Raw genomic sequence first — 15,376 nt, forward strand, 5'->3', positions numbered from 1 at the left:
TCCTGACATAAATATACTTTGATCACCTTATTTTATATGTAAACTCTACTTCTGGTCTCTTTTCCCTCAAATAATCCAAAATTCCTTTCTGCTGGTCCAGCGCAAATGAACGCTCCGGCAGTAAAACCGCTCTTCTTTTTGTGAAAATAAGCCAGGTTTCTTTTGGCACAATACTCACTTCTTCTAAATCTTCATAAGCAAAAGTCCACACCTCAATCTCTCCTATATTCACGCTGAGACAATCTATATAAAAGGCCATCTCTATTGGTGTTTTTGATTTGCAAAGGGCAGAACAATAAAAAAAAGATACCAATATTGGATATATATCTTTAATAAATATTAATACCAACAAAAAAATCCCTAAAAAAAACACAAGCCAATATACCCAGCTTTCCTTTTTGCTAAAAGAGAAAATAATTATTGCACCAATTGATAACATTATTTCTAAAACTTCAATTATAATTCCTTTCATATTTACAGAAGCAAAAAATAAACTACGAAATATTTCCTTTACTTTACCATTCACAACAGTTGAAAATAACGGTTTTCCCCACTCGGCTTCTTTTTCCGTTTTAGTAATAAATCTTCTTCTTTTTTTTGTTTTTTTCATTTAACCTCCAAGCAAAATCACAAGCGTTATTATTTATAAAAATAAATTGCTGAAATCAACACTATCTAAAGCAGAAAAAAGTTCTTTCTTTCATAATAATTGTCTAAAAGAAGTATAATCTCAAGGTTCAAATTAAGGAAGGAAATGTAACAAGCTCACATCCTCTCATGGCACTGGAATACCGTTTTGCAACGGAACTTCTATAGTTGATGTATATGGACTGATAGGTTATGGCTAAATCCTAACAGCCTCTGCCTATCAGTCTTTATCGTCAGTAATAAGTTTAATATGGTCAAATGTGATTTTGACAATCGCTAATAGATACAATCCGTTCCAAAATAATAAATAGTCTTTCAACAGAATCACTTCGCAACCGGTATCACTTTTATGTTTTCTTTTCATACATTAGCTTTGCCTATTCCTAGCATGCATTTATATTTTATTTCACTATTTTTTCATGTAGAATCTTTAATTCTGGTCTCTTTTCCTGTAAATAATTCAAAATACTCTTCTGTTGATCCGGTGTAATAGAACGTTCTGGCAGTAAAACTGCCTTTCTTTTTTTAAAAATAAGCCAAGTTTCTTTTGGTATAACACTCACTTCATCCAAATCTTCATAGGGAAAGTTCCATACTTCATTCACCCCAAAATACACACTAAGACTATCCATATAAAATCCTAATTCTATAATTTTACGCGATTTACAGATAACATGGCAATAATAAAGAATTACCAATAGTGGGTAAATAGTCTTTTTGAAAATTAAAGCTAACAAAATAACAGCTAATGAAAACGCCAGCCAATGTATCCAATGATCCTTATTAACTAAAGAGAAAAAAATTATTTCACCAACTGATAATACTATAGCTACAATATCATAATTAATTGCTTTAATATTAGGAAAAACATAACATGAGCTTCGAAATATTTCCTTTACTTTTCCTTGCACTACTGCTGAAAATAACGGTTTTCCCCACTCAGCATCTCTTTCCTGTTTGGTAATATAACTTCCTCTTTTTTTTGTTTTTTTCATATAACCCCCAAGCAAAAATTACATACGTTACCATTATATTACCAAAAATTATTAAGAATCTCAATATCCATGCTTCTCGGCCTCAAAATTCCCCAAGAATTTTTCTCTATCCAGAGAAGTCGAATGCTTTAATGTCTGCTCAGCATAAATAATCTATTTTTCATTAAGCATCTAATTATTATGAAATTTTATGCCGAGCCCTATACCCCTTAGAAAATCCAGAATATCCTCCCGCTGCCCTGCCGTAATGGAATGTTCCGGCAATAACACAGCTTTCCGGTTTTTAAAAATCAACCATGTCTCTTTCGGCAATATACTTATTTCCTCTAATTCTGCATATGGATAATTTTTAAATTCCCTGCCTCCAATATATAAACTCAAGTTATTTATGTAAAACTCCATTTCTATTGTTTCTCTTGATTTAGAAATAATATAAGAACAGTAAAGCATCCATAATATTGGCAGTATGGTCCCTTTTAAGTAGCGATACAGCAAAAAGATAGCCAAAATTAGCATAAGCCACATTCCCCAAAATTCCTTATTACTTAAAGAAAAGAATACAATTCCACCAATTGCTAAAAATGTTCCTGTAATCTCCACTTTGATTACTTTCATTTTTAAAAATCAAAACACATACAACAAAATATTTCTTTGACCTTTCTTTGCATAATAATAAAAGAAAATACCGGCTTACCCCATTCAGCTTCCCGATCCTGTTTCGTAATAGTGACTACATCTTTCTTTTTACGTTTCATGATTCCACCTTATATAATTAAACGTATTCCTGAAAAAACATTTTAACAAAGTGTCCTTAAACTTTAAGAGACTAATTAATCAACTATTTTATCACCATAATAAAACGTTGCTTCTGGCCTTCTTCCCTGCAAATAATTCAAAATATTTTGCTGGTCCTTCACAATCGAATATTCCGGCAATAAAAGCACTTTGTGCTTTCTAAAAATCAGCCAAGTCTCTTTTGGTAAAATCCTTACCTTATCTAAATTTTCATATAAATAATTTTCCAATTCTTGCTCATCTATAAATACACTGACACAATCCTCGAAAAATTCTATTTCTTCTACTTGACGGGATTTGCAAATAAAATAGGCCATTAAAAACATAAGCAATAGTGGTACAATAATTCTTTTTATTACAAGGAACATCAAAAGAATTGCCAAGAAAAAAGGGACCCAGTATATCCAAGAATCTTTCTTATATAACAAGAAAAAAATTATTTCAGCAATCGATAAAACCATTCCTACAATTCCAAGTATAATAACTTTCATCGATAAAAATTGAAAACGCAAGCTACGAAATATTTCTTTTACCTTTCTCTGCATAACAGCAGAAAATATAGGTATTCCCCATTCTGCTTCACGTACTTGTTTCGTAATTTTAACTGAATATTTCTTTTTTCGTGTCATATTTACTCCCAACTTAAATATACCTTGGTCACCTTATTTTATTCGTAAACTCTACTTCTGGTCTCTTTTCACGTAAATAATCCAAAATATACTTCTGCTGGTCCAGCGGAATTGATTTTTTTGGCAGTAATACTTGTATTCGTTTTTTAAAAATAAACCATATTTCCTTTGGTTTAACTCTTACTTCATTCAAATCTTCATAGTGGAAATTCCACACTTCATGCTCGCCAAGATACACGCCGAGGCAATCCGCATAAAATACTATCTCCAATTTTACTTTCGATTTATACAGAACATGACAATAAAAAAGTGCCACCGACAGTGGGTAAATAGTTTTTACACATACTAATATCAGATAAAATATAGCCAAAAAAAGCACCAGCCAATGTATCCATTGAACTTTATTACTCCTAGAGGCACGAATAATCTCATAAATTGAAAACATTATTCCAAAAATCTCAACCTTCATTCCTTTGATATTTATAAATGTATAACATAAGCTGCGAAATATTTCCTTTACTTTCCCCTGCACTACAGCTGAAAATAACGGTTTTCCCCATTCCGCCTCCCTGTCTTGTTTCGTAGTATCGCTCACTTTTCTTTCCGTTTCACGTTCACTCACCATAAATAACTGATTCCCCCCTCACCTTACCTCCTTATTGTTATGGATCTCTACATCCGGCATTTTTTCATGTAAATACTCTAAAATATCCTTCCGCTTTTCCACAGCGAACGAAAATTGCGGCAAAAGAACCACCCCACGTTTTTTAAAAAACAGCCATGCCTCATCCGGAAAATTATAGATTTCCTCTAAATTCTCATACATAAAAGTTTCCAATTCCCTGCCGCCAATATACATGATGACACAGTCACGATAAAACGCCAGCTCCATTGTTTCATGCATTTTGCAAAGCCTACAGCAGACAATAAAAGCCAGGACAAATGGCAGCAACAGTTTGTACAAACAAAGCATAAGTAAAAAGATTGCAGCTATCAGCATAATCCAAGACAAAAGAAACTTACCCAGCCAAAAAAACATGCCAATTGAAATTACGGATACAGCAATTCCTTTTATACAAGTCTTATTTAATTTCTTTGTTCTGAATGTAAAATAGTATTTACGAAATAAATCTTTTCTCTTTTTGGGAATTTCAGCTGCAAAAAGCGGCGGGCCCCATTCTGCGTCACATTGCTGCCTGGTGATGATTTCATACTTTCTTTTTTGTTTCATATGCTCCCCCTACACCCTGGTTCAGTTTCCTTCCTAGTTGATTCTGCTATCTCCTGCGCAGGGGAGGATAAATTGCCCGGACCTGTTCCGCCGCCTTTTGGTAAGCGTGCATATCCGGCAGATGTTCCAGCAGAACCGGAATTTCGCCGTTCAATCCCGCGATTGCATCCAGATACTCTGCCACCTCCATGGTCCCTTCTCCCATGAGCACTTCCCGGATCACAACAGTGGTCCCGTCCTCCAGGAGGCAGTCCTTCAGATGGCAGCTTTTCGTCTGAGCTCCCAGCAACCGGAAGGATTTCTCGATGAGTTCCTTTTTATGGGTATAAGTGTAAGGATCTTTTATAAAATTGGTCAGGTCCATATGTACCGCAAAACGTTCCCTGTCCACGTCCTTCAGAAGCCTGAGATATTGTTCCGGGGAGTCGGGCGCCATCCACTGCATGGGTTCCAGGGTGTAAAAGGTGTGCCTGGGCTTCACTTTGTCGCAGAGAGCCTGTATGAACTCCACATTTTTCTGATACAGCTCTTCCGTAAAATTTTCCGGGTAGCATCCGTACCATGTTTCTCCCGCTGCACCGGAGACATTCACGCAGCATTTGGCCTTCACATAATCCGCAAGCCGGAACTGCTCTTCACAGAATACAGCCGCTTCCTTCGCTTTTTCAGCGTCTGAAGAGAATGGGGATTTCCAGACCCCCACTTCCGCAATCATAATATCCCGTTCTTCCGCCGCTTTCACGTAGCCGTCGATCAGGTGGACCGGCGCCTGATAATTCACCGGAAAAGCTGCTGCGTTAAATCCCATCTCCGCCAGGCGGTCCCCCCATTCTTCAGGAGTCCTGTGATCCGGCGTTCCGTTTATTCCAAATCTCATACTGTTCTCCTCTCCTGTCACTGTATTTTCCGCACCTCAATCATATATTCATTTTAACATAATAAACCCCCAGTAAACAAGGGTTTTCATGCTTAAACTGCTATTTCTCATACGCAGTTTGGCATGTTCCCCTGTAAACTGAGGGCATCGTATAAAGCCAACAAAACTCAAACATTATTGCTCAAAAAAACCTTCTCCCAGAGCCTCCCGCACATCACTGACGATCAGAAACGCCCGGGGATCGTACTGATGAACGATATCCTTTACCTGCACAATCTCTTTTTTAGACACCACGCAGAACAGGATTTTCTTTTCTTCTCCAGAATACATGCCTTTTGCGTAAATCCCGGTTACGCCCCGCTCCATATCTTCCAGCACTTCTTTCGCGATCTCCTCGCTCCTGTCGGAGATGACCAGGGCCAGCTTGGCGAATTTGCAGCTCCCCAGGATCGCGTCTGTCACTTTTGCGGCGATAAAAACAGAAATCACGGCAAACAGTGTCTGCTCTATGCCGAAGACAATGCTGCCCAGCAGCACTACGCTCCCGTCCAGCACCAGGAGAATCTGTGCTACGGAATAGTGGCGGATATAATGATGCAGGGTGTCCGCCAGCATGTCTGTGCCGCCGGTGGTGGCCCCGCCAAGGAGCAGAAGGCCGGTTCCCGCGCCATAGCATGCGCCGCCGTAGACAGCGGTAAGGAGCACATTGCCATTGAGCAATGAAAACTCCGGGATCAGGTACAGCTCCGCTGTAAACAGGGCCCAGACCAGTGCTGTGCGGCGCAGCCCTTTCAGTCCCTTTACCTTTGCCGCAAACAGAAACAGAGGAATGTTCAGCGCCAGATTGGAAAGCCACAGCGGAACGCCTCCGTCAAAAAGTCCGCCTGTCACATCTTTTATAACAATCGATAACCCTGAAACTCCCCCTGTTACAAGTCCCAGCGGGTCAAACAGGTTTTTTGTGGCAAAAGCCATAATCAGCGTTCCCAACAGAAAACGGATATAGTCCGCCGCTTTCATTTTGCTCTGAACCAGCGCCATCTCATTTCACCTCACATTTTTCTCAGATATTCCAGCCCTCGTTTCCATCTTCCCGTAAAAATATAAAAACTATACATAGTAACGGAGGACAGCGGCCCGATGAGCACTGCCATTCCCACCCCTGGGAAGCCCCAGAGATGCCCGAAAATAAAGGAAAAAGGGATTCTCAGGCAGCACTGGGCCACAAAGCCCACGCCCACGCTGGCTGCAATATTTCCGGTGCCCCGGATAAATCCGATCAGCGGGCCCACCATGGCAAACAGCACGTAGGATAAAATTGTGATATGCAGATACTGGACAGTCCAGCGGATTACTTCCGGGTTTTTGTCGAACAGCGCCGCCAGCTGGGGAGCAAAAAAATATACCGCCACAGTTGTCGCCAGCGCAATACAGGCAGAAATCAGCATGGATTCCTTCAGCCCTTTGATAGCTCTTTCCTGTTTACCCGCGCTGATATTCTGGGAAGCAAAGGAGGACATGGTCTGATTCATCGCGCCGTCTGAAAAGATCGCAAACCCGTTTATTTTTCCTCCGACGCCGTAGGCTGCGCTCTGGGCCAGGCCGAAGGAATTGGCTACTCCGCTGACTGTCAGCATCGCCACATTCACCATCACTTCATTGACTGCCGTGGGCACCCCGAAATACAGGATGGATTTCAGATGTTTTTTATCAAATTTCAGGTTTCGTATGCCGAAACGGATCACATGCTTTTGTCTCCGGAACTGCCATAAACCCAGCATAAAAGATACCATTTCCGCAGCCACTGTGGCCACTGCCGCTCCGAATGCACCCATCCGGAAAACCGCAATCAGCAGATAATCCAGCGCCACATTCACCAGCGCCGCCACCATGACAAAGTACATGGACGAGGCAGAATCCCCCATTCCTCTCTGCAGGGCTCCGATCAGATTATAACCAAACATGAAAATCAGGCCTGCAAATACAACCATTAAATATTGTCTGGCCTCTTCAAACGCCTCTGCCGGCGTCTGTACCGCTGTCAGAATCCAATCCGCACAGACCAGGCCCAGCACAGTTGTGACCAGGGCCAGCAGCGCATATAAAGCAAAGGCCGTATTACCGGCCTTTTTGATCTCTTCCATATCTTTTTTTCCGGCCCATGATCCGATCACAACAGTCACTCCGGCGGACATGCCGGAAAGTGTAATGATCATTACATTGAGAATGGGGCCGCACACCGATACTGCCGCCAGGCTGGCAGTGCCGGTGTACGCGCCTACAAAATACATATCCACTGCATTGTATGCGGATTGGATCAGATTGGAAATCATCAGCGGAACAGCAAATGCCAGGATACATTTCCGTACATTGCCCTGGGTCAGATCTTTCTGAAGACTTCTGTTTCCCGCCATCACTCTGCTCCTCCCCTCAGCCTTTTACGCCGCCGGCTGTCATGCCTGCGATAAAATATTTCTGCATGCAGATAAAGATGATATACAGAGGGATAATCACAATACAGATCGCCGCGCACAGCTGCGGCCAGTTTGTGGATATCTGACCTTTGAAGTTCAACAGGCCTACTGTCAGCGGGATTCCCTTGTCAGACAGAAGCGTGGTGATCTGCGCCCACATCAGTTCGCCCCATACGAAGTTCAGGTTCATCACTGCCACAGTGCACATCGCGCTCTTCATCAGAGGCAGTACGATCAGAAACAGGCTTTTGATTTCCCCGCTGCCGTCAATGCGGGCTGCCTCCAGCAGCTCTTTTGGCACAGTCTCGAAAAAGTTTTTCAGAATAATCGTGGAACCTGGGATGGACCAGCCGATATAGGCCAGGAAAATCGGCACGTATTCCAAATGCAGGAAGCCCATTTTGGACATTTCCACATACAGCGGGATGATGATGGTTTCTGTGGGCAGGATCTGCAGGGCGAACAGAACCATCAGGATGATGTTGGTATGGGGAATGCGCAGGCGGGTCAGCGCGTAAGACGCCATTACAGAGATGATCTGAATTCCCACCAGGGAAACCACTGCAATGATCACACTGTTCAGGAAATACTCCCCGATCTTACCTGTAGTAAACGCATCCACATAGTTCATATAGAGGAACTGTTTCGGCAGCGCCCAAATGTCGCTGTAAAACTCTGTCAGATCCTTGAAGGAGGTGAGGGCCGCGAAAATCACCGGATAAATATATACTACTGTCAGCAGGAGCAGAATAACGCGGATTACCCAGGTCAGGGTTCTGTCTCCCGTCCACTTTCTTCTTGTAACCGCTTTTACCTTAGTACTCATATGTCTCACTCCTTAACATCCGTCTTACAACTCCAATACAGATCAGCACGATTACTGAGAAGACAAGGCCGATCGCAGAAGCATAGCCGAATTTATTGTATGTAAATGCCTGCTGTATCATAGATATGGGAGCAGTCTTGGACAGACTGCCCGGGCCGCCCTGGGTCATGGTCCATACAATGTCGTAGGTCTTGAAAGACCACATCACCTCCATCGAGAAAACCATACAGATTGTAGGCTTTATCAGCGGCAGGATGATCATCCTGACCTCTTTAAAATAATTGGCCCCGTCCAGTTTGGCGGATTCAAACAGGGAATCCGGGATAGCCAGAACGCCGGTATAGATCAGCATCATGATGCAGCCGCTGCCTTTCCAGCCTGCTACGATCGCCAACGTCCACAGCACCAGCCCGGGCTCTGCCAGCCAGGCATGCTGCAGGCTTTCCAGCCCCATTGCCGCGAATATGTTATTTAAAAGGCCTTCATCCGGCGCCAGTACGAATACAAACAGCAGGCCGGCAACCGTCATGGGCATAATGTTCGGATTGTAGAATACGAAACGGAAGAATGCGCCTTCCTTTTTTCCTGTCTTGTAAATCATCAGCGCCAGCAAAATTCCCAGCACCATGGTAAAGATGGTGGACACTCCCGCAATAAACAACGAGTTTCCAATGGTTTTCAGCGTTGGGGTATCTGTAAACAGTTTTGTGAAGTTTTCCAGCCCTACAAATTCCATGGGGCCATTTCCATTCCATTTGCAGAGGGAAAGCACAATGTTCCACACTACTGGAATAATGGTGGTAAAGGCTACCAGGATGGTGGCCGGCATCAGAAATAAAATTCCGATGAACATTAATTTTTTATCCAGCTTGCCATATTTCTTTTTTGCTGGTTTTGTCGTCGTCCTACTCACAATATCGCCTCTCTCTCCGCCTTTCGGGGTTTTTTTAGGGACTGGCCGTTATTCGGGCCAGTCCCTAAATTTCAAGCACGTCCCGCTGATTTCCCTGCGGTTTACTTTGCTGCCAGAGCCGCCTCTCTCAGGTCCTCCAGCTCGTTCAGCGTACTTTCTTTATCATAGTAATAGTTTGCCGCCAGGCTCAGGTCCACATAGGTGCCCAGTTCAGAAGACAGCTGCATGATCTCCTTCGGGTATACCTTAGAGGAATCTCTTGCGAACTGTTCCGCATCCTTATTGTCCCCGGCAGAAACATTGGCAGGCACCACATCGCCTCTCTCCACCTGCAGCTTGAAAGCTTCCTCGCTGGTGAGATATTTCAGCACGTTGACTGCCGCATCCACATTTTTGCAGTTTGCCGGGATAAAGTAACCGTCGCAGCCGCCCAGAACGTATTCGCATTCGCCCTTTGCCATGGTAGGCCATCCGATTGTGCGCACATTCTTATATCCTGCTTCCGCCATCTGTTCATGCATCTGCTGTCCGCCGTTATTTACATCAAACATCATTGCAATCTTACCCTGTGTAAATGCAGCTTTGATCTGATCATTTGTCTGAGAAAACGCGCCCTCGCCGGGATAAGCATAACCCTTTACAAACAGGTCTGTAATTTCATCCATAGCTGCTACTACTCTCTCGTCCTTAAAGGAAATATTTCCTGCAATAAAATCTTCCATCTCTGCTTTGGTATCCCAGATCTGCAGGAAAGCATTTCTCATAAACCATCCGCAGCGGGTATCTTTAATTCCGAAGGGGAACACGTCAGGCAGATTTGTTTTAATCTTCTCGCAGGCTGCCACGAATTCTTCCCAGGTCCACTCGTCTTTCACCTCAACACCGGCTTTTTCCATCAGATCCACATTCACGTCGATATCAGGATAAACTGTAGTGATGGGCAGACAGTACGTCTTTCCGTCATAAGTTCCGATATCCAGCGCGTTGTCCACCCAGATGCTCTTCCATTCATCGTCCAGGTAAGGGGTCAGATCCAGCGCCATATCAGAATTCAGGAAACTTTCCATCTGATTGGGGAACCATTTTACAATATCAATGGACTCACCGCCCGCAAATGCAGTTTTCACTGTCTTCTCTACCTGGCCCTGGTCCCAGGTTTTAGAGGTGATCTTATAGTTGGGATACAGTTCTTTCAATTTCTCAAAGAATACCGGATAATATTCCACATTCGGTTCTTCGATGATCGTTACCAGCTTCACCTCTTCGCCGGAATTTCCTTCTGTGGTACCGGCATCTTTGGTTGCTTCTGTCCCTTTTTCTGTTCCGGCTGCCGTTGTCTTGGAATCATCTCCGGACCCGCAGGCCGCCATCCCCAGGGCCATTACTCCTGCCATCGCTGCCGCGACAAATTGTTTCGCTCTTTTCCTCATGACTTAATCCTCCTTCTCAAAACGTTTCTCGTTTTACTTTGTAATGTAATCATAAACAAAAACAAAGCTTATAAACATTCTATAAAACTACTGTAAAATTTAAAAAACTACGATGCGGGTGAAAACCTGATTCTGCGCGATCCTCTGTGAGGAGGTTTTCTCTCGCGGGATTCTCCGCCTGCGGCGTGTCGCTTTAGCGACGCGATTCCTTACGCCGCAGTGCGATCCCCCCGGAGGATTTTGTTTCATAGGGAACGCAGTTTCCTATGAAACAAAAACCGCACAGCTCCATGAAAACATCAATTTCCACAAAGCTGCGCGGTATTTCCTCTATTATCTAACTCAAAATCCTTCAGGATGCGGGCCTCTTCCAATCCTCCAGCTGCTTCCGGATTTCCTCAACTTCCAGGAGAACCTTCTTTTTAAGGCATGCCGTATCCATCCTAATCTTGTTGATAAAAAGCTTGTCCATTTCGTCGATGCTGCATTCCTCCACCGTCCGGTCCAGCTTCTCATTCAAGATCTCATGTCCTTCCCCAATAATTTTGATGGAATCCCAAATTCTGTCTTCATACTCCAGAATAACTCCCTGCTGAATTTCGCGTAGTACATGAAGCTCCTGACGAATTGCCTCCTGCCCCTGCTCCAGAGCCGCAATTCTTTCCTGTAACCCGGAAAGTTCTGTTCTCATACTCTGCATATCTTCCTGAAGCTTCGTCACCCTTCCTTCAAGCCGATCCAGATTTCCCTGCATTTCTTCCTGAAACTTTACAACCTTTTCGTCAAGCTGTCCCAGACTACCCTGCATTTCTTCCTGAAGCTTCGTCACCCTACCATCAATTTTTATCAAATACTCTAAAACTACGTCTTCCTGCATATGCTCCCCATCCTCTCTTCAAGTGTTTTCATACTGCTGCTCCTGTCAGGCTCCCTGGTTCCTTTCTTCCGCTCCCTCTTCTATCAGCCGCTCTGTTTTAAGTTTATATACCATCAGCCGCAGCAGATAATCAGGCATCCTTCGGTTTCCCAGCTCCCATTCCTGCACTGTCCGGTAGGGAATATCAAAATACTCCGCAAATTGTCTTCTGTTCATACCGGTTTGTTCCCTGAGTTTTCGCAAAAATTCTCTGGTTTCCATAATCCCTCCGTCCTGTTTTTACACGCATTGCGTGCGATTATATTAGCACAACTTATTCCGCAAGTCAAGCCCTGTAATTATTATCATTCATCTTTTCTCCCGCGAAGGCTGGTGGGAGATTTCCCGGTCAATTTTTTGAACACCTGGGAAAAATAGGTATAGTCCTTATATCCCACCTTTTCCGCTATTTCATAAATCAACAGATCAGATTGATCGATCATCTCTCTGGCCCGGTCAATGCGGTAACGGTTCAAATACTCCCGGAAAGCGATCCCCACCTCCTGTTTAAAGATACTGCTGAAGTAATTGGGGGTTTTTCCTATGGCCCCTGCAACCTGTTCCACCCCAATATCTTCCGTATAATGCTGGTCAATATAGTCCAGAGCCCTTCGCACATTGGCTGAATATTTCCGGCTGCGCTGGGCGTGATAATACTCGGCTGCCCCACGGCATTGTTCTAACCAATACTCGATATACTCATCCAGATACCGGTACCCCTCCATTGCAGTCTGCGCTTCCATCACCCAGACACTGTTCCGTATACCGGCTACCGTGTACAGCTCCTCCAATGCCTGTACCATCAGCCGTCTCACTTCCATGGGGTCCAGCAGTCTGCATTTCTTAAGCTCCTCCGCCTTCTCTTCCACCACTTTTATCATTGCGCTACTGTCCATCGCTTTAACAGCAGCCTTCCAGTCGGGTGGAAGTTCAGAAGCAAAGCTTCCTTTTTTTCCGAAATCGTCCACACAGACAATTCCAGCGAATGCAGGACCATGGCAAAAGCGAAAACGCAGCATCTCCAGCGCCTGCTCGTACCCTCTGCGAATTTCAGCAACAGGCACCATCCCTGAAATGCCTGCTGATATGCTGATTCCCTGTTTCTGAACTTCAGATAGAAAACTGCGCCAAATCCCTTTCAGCCTGTTTTGAATTTCCAGGATAAAAAGGGTGGAATTCGCTGTACTGGCCAGCACAATATATTGCCCATGGAAACAAAACAGGCGCATTCCCTGTTCCACATACCTGCTTAACAGTTTCTCTGTTTCAACGGATAATCCTATTTCCAAATCCTTTGCCTGATCCCAATCCAGAACCATACAGACCAGATAACCGGCATTTTCCATTCCAAAATACCGTTCTAATATTCCCAGCAACACATTTCTGTCCGTTATTTTCCCTTCCAGCAGTTCTTCTGTCACCTTTTCTTTATAGGATTCCACATATCTCGCATAAGCCTCTTTTCCTTCTTCCTCCTCCCGGACTGTTTTCACAAGTTCTTGTATATTCTGAATCAGTTTTCCCACTTTAAGAGGCTTCAGCTCATAGCCTACAGCGCCGTACCTGATGGCCTTCTGGCAGTATTCAAAGTCAGAATATGCGCTGATCAGCACCACTTTGACGCTGCTGTCCCTTTCCTGCACATGTTTCAGAAATTCCAGTCCATCCATGCCAGGCATCCTGATATCCGCCAGGATAATATGAGGCCGGAATTTGTCAAAGTCCTCCAGCGCCATGACGCCGTCCGCATAGCTGCGCACCTCCTGGACATCTATGCTTTCCCAATCAATTCCGCACTGAATCCCCTCCCGTATCTGAACGTCATCGTCCACGATCATCAGCCGTATCCTCATACTGTACCTCCTTTTCTTCCACCGGCAGCATCAGTGTCACCCGGCATCCCCGGTCAATCTGCGATTCAAAATGCAGTCCATATTCTTTGCCGTATTTCAGTTTAATCCGTTCATCTATGTTGCAGAGTGCAAATGTATCCTGCAGCTGAGAATGTTCATGCATTCTTTTTCTGATCTGTTCTTCATCAGCGCCAACGCCATTGTCCTCCACTGCAATTTCCATTCCTGCTCCTGCTCTGGAGGCAGTCACTGTAATGAGGCCCCCCTCCTTTTTGGGTTCCAAACCGTGCAGAATAGCATTTTCCACCAGAGGCTGAATCAGTAATTTGGGAATCTTGTACTCTTTCATTTCTTCCGGAATCTGAACATGGACTTTAACACGGCTGCCAAATCTGGCCTGCATAATCAGGATGTAATTCTGAAGAAAATCCAGTTCATTCTGAAGTGTCACCATCTCCCGGCCGCGGCTCAGCACATGACGGAATATTTCTGAAAGCGCCTCCAGCTGGTCGCCTGCCTCATAATCTCTGTTTTTAATGGCCATCCAATGAATGGAGTCCAGCGTATTATAAAGAAAATGAGGGTTTATCTGTGAAATCAGCATCTTGAGTTCTGCTTCCTGCTCTTTGATCTTTGTGGTGTAGACCTCCTCAATCAGGTTCTGAAGTTTATGCGACATATCATCAAATTCCCGGTTCAGTACGCCGATCTCATCTCCTGAGGACACAAGATTATACCGCAGAAAGTTCCCCTTCTTCATCTCGCCGATCTGTTCCAGCAGCCGCAGAATCGGGCTGATAATATACCGCTTCTGAATCAGTGCGAATGCAATTCCAAAAATAACGCAGAGCGCCAGGGACAGCAATATTACAATTACGCCGGAATTGCTTCCGGCCATAAATACTTTTGTAGGAACGATATTCACAAGATACCAGCTGCGGGACGGAATCCGGACATAAAAAACCGCTGCTTGTTCTCTGTCCGCACTGGTTGTAATATATCCGTCTCCCTGTATTCTGTATGTATCCCGGACCAGCTTGTATTGGTCCAGTTTTTCCCCCAGCAGGGACTTGTCTACAGAGGAAATTACTGTTCCTTTCTCATCCACAATGCAGGAATTCAGCGATCCATGATTCATATAACCGCTGTAAAGTCTGGCTACTTCACTCTCCTTCAGGTTGACTGCCAGCGTAGCAATTATCTTATTAATATGTTCATAGTCATTGATTCCGCAGTAATATGATATTACAGTTTCCAGGACGTCATTTTCACTGCCTGCCACCCTCTGTTCCGTATGCGGACCAGTCCAGAAGCCGCCGCCCAGCATTTCCTGCGCTCTGTTGATGCTCTCCTGATCCTCTACCAGAAGATACTGTCCCCTCTGAATCTTCACATTTTTGTCCAGGTTCAGCAGGCTTACCGAATAATAGCTCCTGTCATTGCGCAGAGTCTGCTCCATCCAGTTCCCCACTGAACTGTAATCATTGGCATCCCCTTTTCCCTTTACAATATCCTGGACGCTGTAGCTGGTCAGGCAATAATATTTCAGGTCTTCCACATTCTTAAAAAATTGTTCCAGATCCTGTCCCACCTGATTGACAGTCATCTGGTTCAGCTGGTATTCCTTTGTCCTGATATTCCTGCTGAAAAAAACGTTCAGTACGATTCCGATTACTGTCAGCGGAAATACAATGCACAGAATTAACGCCACCACCAGTTTTTTTTGCAGAGAAAAGTTCCTGTATTTATTCATAAATCACCCCGATTCGACATTTTCCTACATGTATTA

General features: G+C 44.0%; 17 protein-coding genes. All 17 read right to left on the minus strand.

Annotated elements, in window-relative coordinates:
* Positions 1-22: 22 nt before the first annotated feature.
* On the minus strand, positions 23-610 hold the full coding sequence (locus EV209_RS05420; protein WP_130433777.1) for a hypothetical protein: 588 nt from the start codon (positions 608-610) through the stop codon (positions 23-25).
* Between the two features lie 439 nt (positions 611-1,049).
* Positions 1,050-1,643, minus strand: coding sequence for a hypothetical protein (locus EV209_RS05425; RefSeq protein ID WP_130433779.1), 594 nt, complete (start codon positions 1,641-1,643; stop codon positions 1,050-1,052).
* Between the two features lie 171 nt (positions 1,644-1,814).
* On the minus strand, positions 1,815-2,258 hold the full coding sequence (locus tag EV209_RS05430; RefSeq protein WP_130433781.1) for a hypothetical protein: 444 nt from the start codon (positions 2,256-2,258) through the stop codon (positions 1,815-1,817).
* A gap of 2 nt (positions 2,259-2,260) precedes the next feature.
* A complete protein-coding gene (locus EV209_RS16255) occupies positions 2,261-2,398 on the minus strand; it encodes a hypothetical protein (RefSeq protein WP_165388818.1) in 138 nt (45 codons plus the stop codon).
* 75 nt (positions 2,399-2,473) lie between these two features.
* Positions 2,474-3,067 carry a hypothetical protein gene (locus EV209_RS05435; RefSeq protein ID WP_130433783.1) on the minus strand — a complete coding sequence of 198 codons (594 nt, stop codon included), beginning with the start codon at positions 3,065-3,067 and terminating at the stop codon, positions 2,474-2,476.
* A 28-nt stretch (positions 3,068-3,095) separates the two neighbouring features.
* Positions 3,096-3,692 (minus strand): hypothetical protein, encoded by a 597-nt coding sequence (locus EV209_RS05440; RefSeq protein ID WP_130433785.1) that lies wholly within the window; start codon positions 3,690-3,692, stop codon positions 3,096-3,098.
* Between the two features lie 18 nt (positions 3,693-3,710).
* The gene (locus EV209_RS05445) at positions 3,711-4,298 is read right to left on the minus strand and encodes a hypothetical protein (protein WP_130433787.1); all 588 of its coding nucleotides are present in this window, start codon (positions 4,296-4,298) and stop codon (positions 3,711-3,713) included.
* Between the two features lie 46 nt (positions 4,299-4,344).
* Positions 4,345-5,175, minus strand: coding sequence for a sugar phosphate isomerase/epimerase family protein (locus EV209_RS05450; protein ID WP_130433789.1), 831 nt, complete (start codon positions 5,173-5,175; stop codon positions 4,345-4,347).
* Positions 5,176-5,349: 174 nt separating this feature from the next.
* Positions 5,350-6,216 carry a YitT family protein gene (locus EV209_RS05455; RefSeq protein WP_130433791.1) on the minus strand — a complete coding sequence of 289 codons (867 nt, stop codon included), beginning with the start codon at positions 6,214-6,216 and terminating at the stop codon, positions 5,350-5,352.
* Positions 6,217-6,227: 11 nt separating this feature from the next.
* Positions 6,228-7,589 (minus strand): MATE family efflux transporter, encoded by a 1,362-nt coding sequence (locus tag EV209_RS05460; protein WP_130433793.1) that lies wholly within the window; start codon positions 7,587-7,589, stop codon positions 6,228-6,230.
* Between the two features lie 16 nt (positions 7,590-7,605).
* A complete protein-coding gene (locus EV209_RS05465) occupies positions 7,606-8,475 on the minus strand; it encodes a carbohydrate ABC transporter permease (protein WP_130433795.1) in 870 nt (289 codons plus the stop codon).
* Positions 8,465-9,388: a carbohydrate ABC transporter permease gene (locus tag EV209_RS05470; protein WP_130433797.1), complete on the minus strand. Its 924-nt coding sequence runs from the start codon at positions 9,386-9,388 to the stop codon at positions 8,465-8,467. Before EV209_RS05470 ends, EV209_RS05465 begins: the two co-directional genes overlap by 11 nt.
* Before the next feature lie 101 nt (positions 9,389-9,489).
* Complete coding sequence (locus EV209_RS05475) at positions 9,490-10,818, minus strand: ABC transporter substrate-binding protein (protein WP_130433798.1); 1,329 nt, start codon at positions 10,816-10,818, stop codon at positions 9,490-9,492.
* Between the two features lie 352 nt (positions 10,819-11,170).
* Positions 11,171-11,695, minus strand: a complete 525-nt coding sequence (locus EV209_RS05480) for a hypothetical protein (protein WP_130433800.1) — start codon at positions 11,693-11,695, stop codon at positions 11,171-11,173.
* 45 nt (positions 11,696-11,740) lie between these two features.
* A complete protein-coding gene (locus EV209_RS05485) occupies positions 11,741-11,956 on the minus strand; it encodes a helix-turn-helix domain-containing protein (RefSeq protein WP_130433802.1) in 216 nt (71 codons plus the stop codon).
* A gap of 83 nt (positions 11,957-12,039) precedes the next feature.
* Positions 12,040-13,587 (minus strand): response regulator, encoded by a 1,548-nt coding sequence (locus tag EV209_RS05490; RefSeq protein ID WP_130433804.1) that lies wholly within the window; start codon positions 13,585-13,587, stop codon positions 12,040-12,042.
* Complete coding sequence (locus tag EV209_RS05495) at positions 13,556-15,340, minus strand: cache domain-containing sensor histidine kinase (protein ID WP_130433806.1); 1,785 nt, start codon at positions 15,338-15,340, stop codon at positions 13,556-13,558. Before EV209_RS05495 ends, EV209_RS05490 begins: the two co-directional genes overlap by 32 nt.
* Between the last annotated feature and the right edge of the window lie 36 nt (positions 15,341-15,376).

Source organism: Cuneatibacter caecimuris, assembly GCF_004216775.1.
In the GTDB taxonomy this organism is placed as follows: Bacteria; Bacillota; Clostridia; order Lachnospirales; family Lachnospiraceae; genus Cuneatibacter; species Cuneatibacter caecimuris.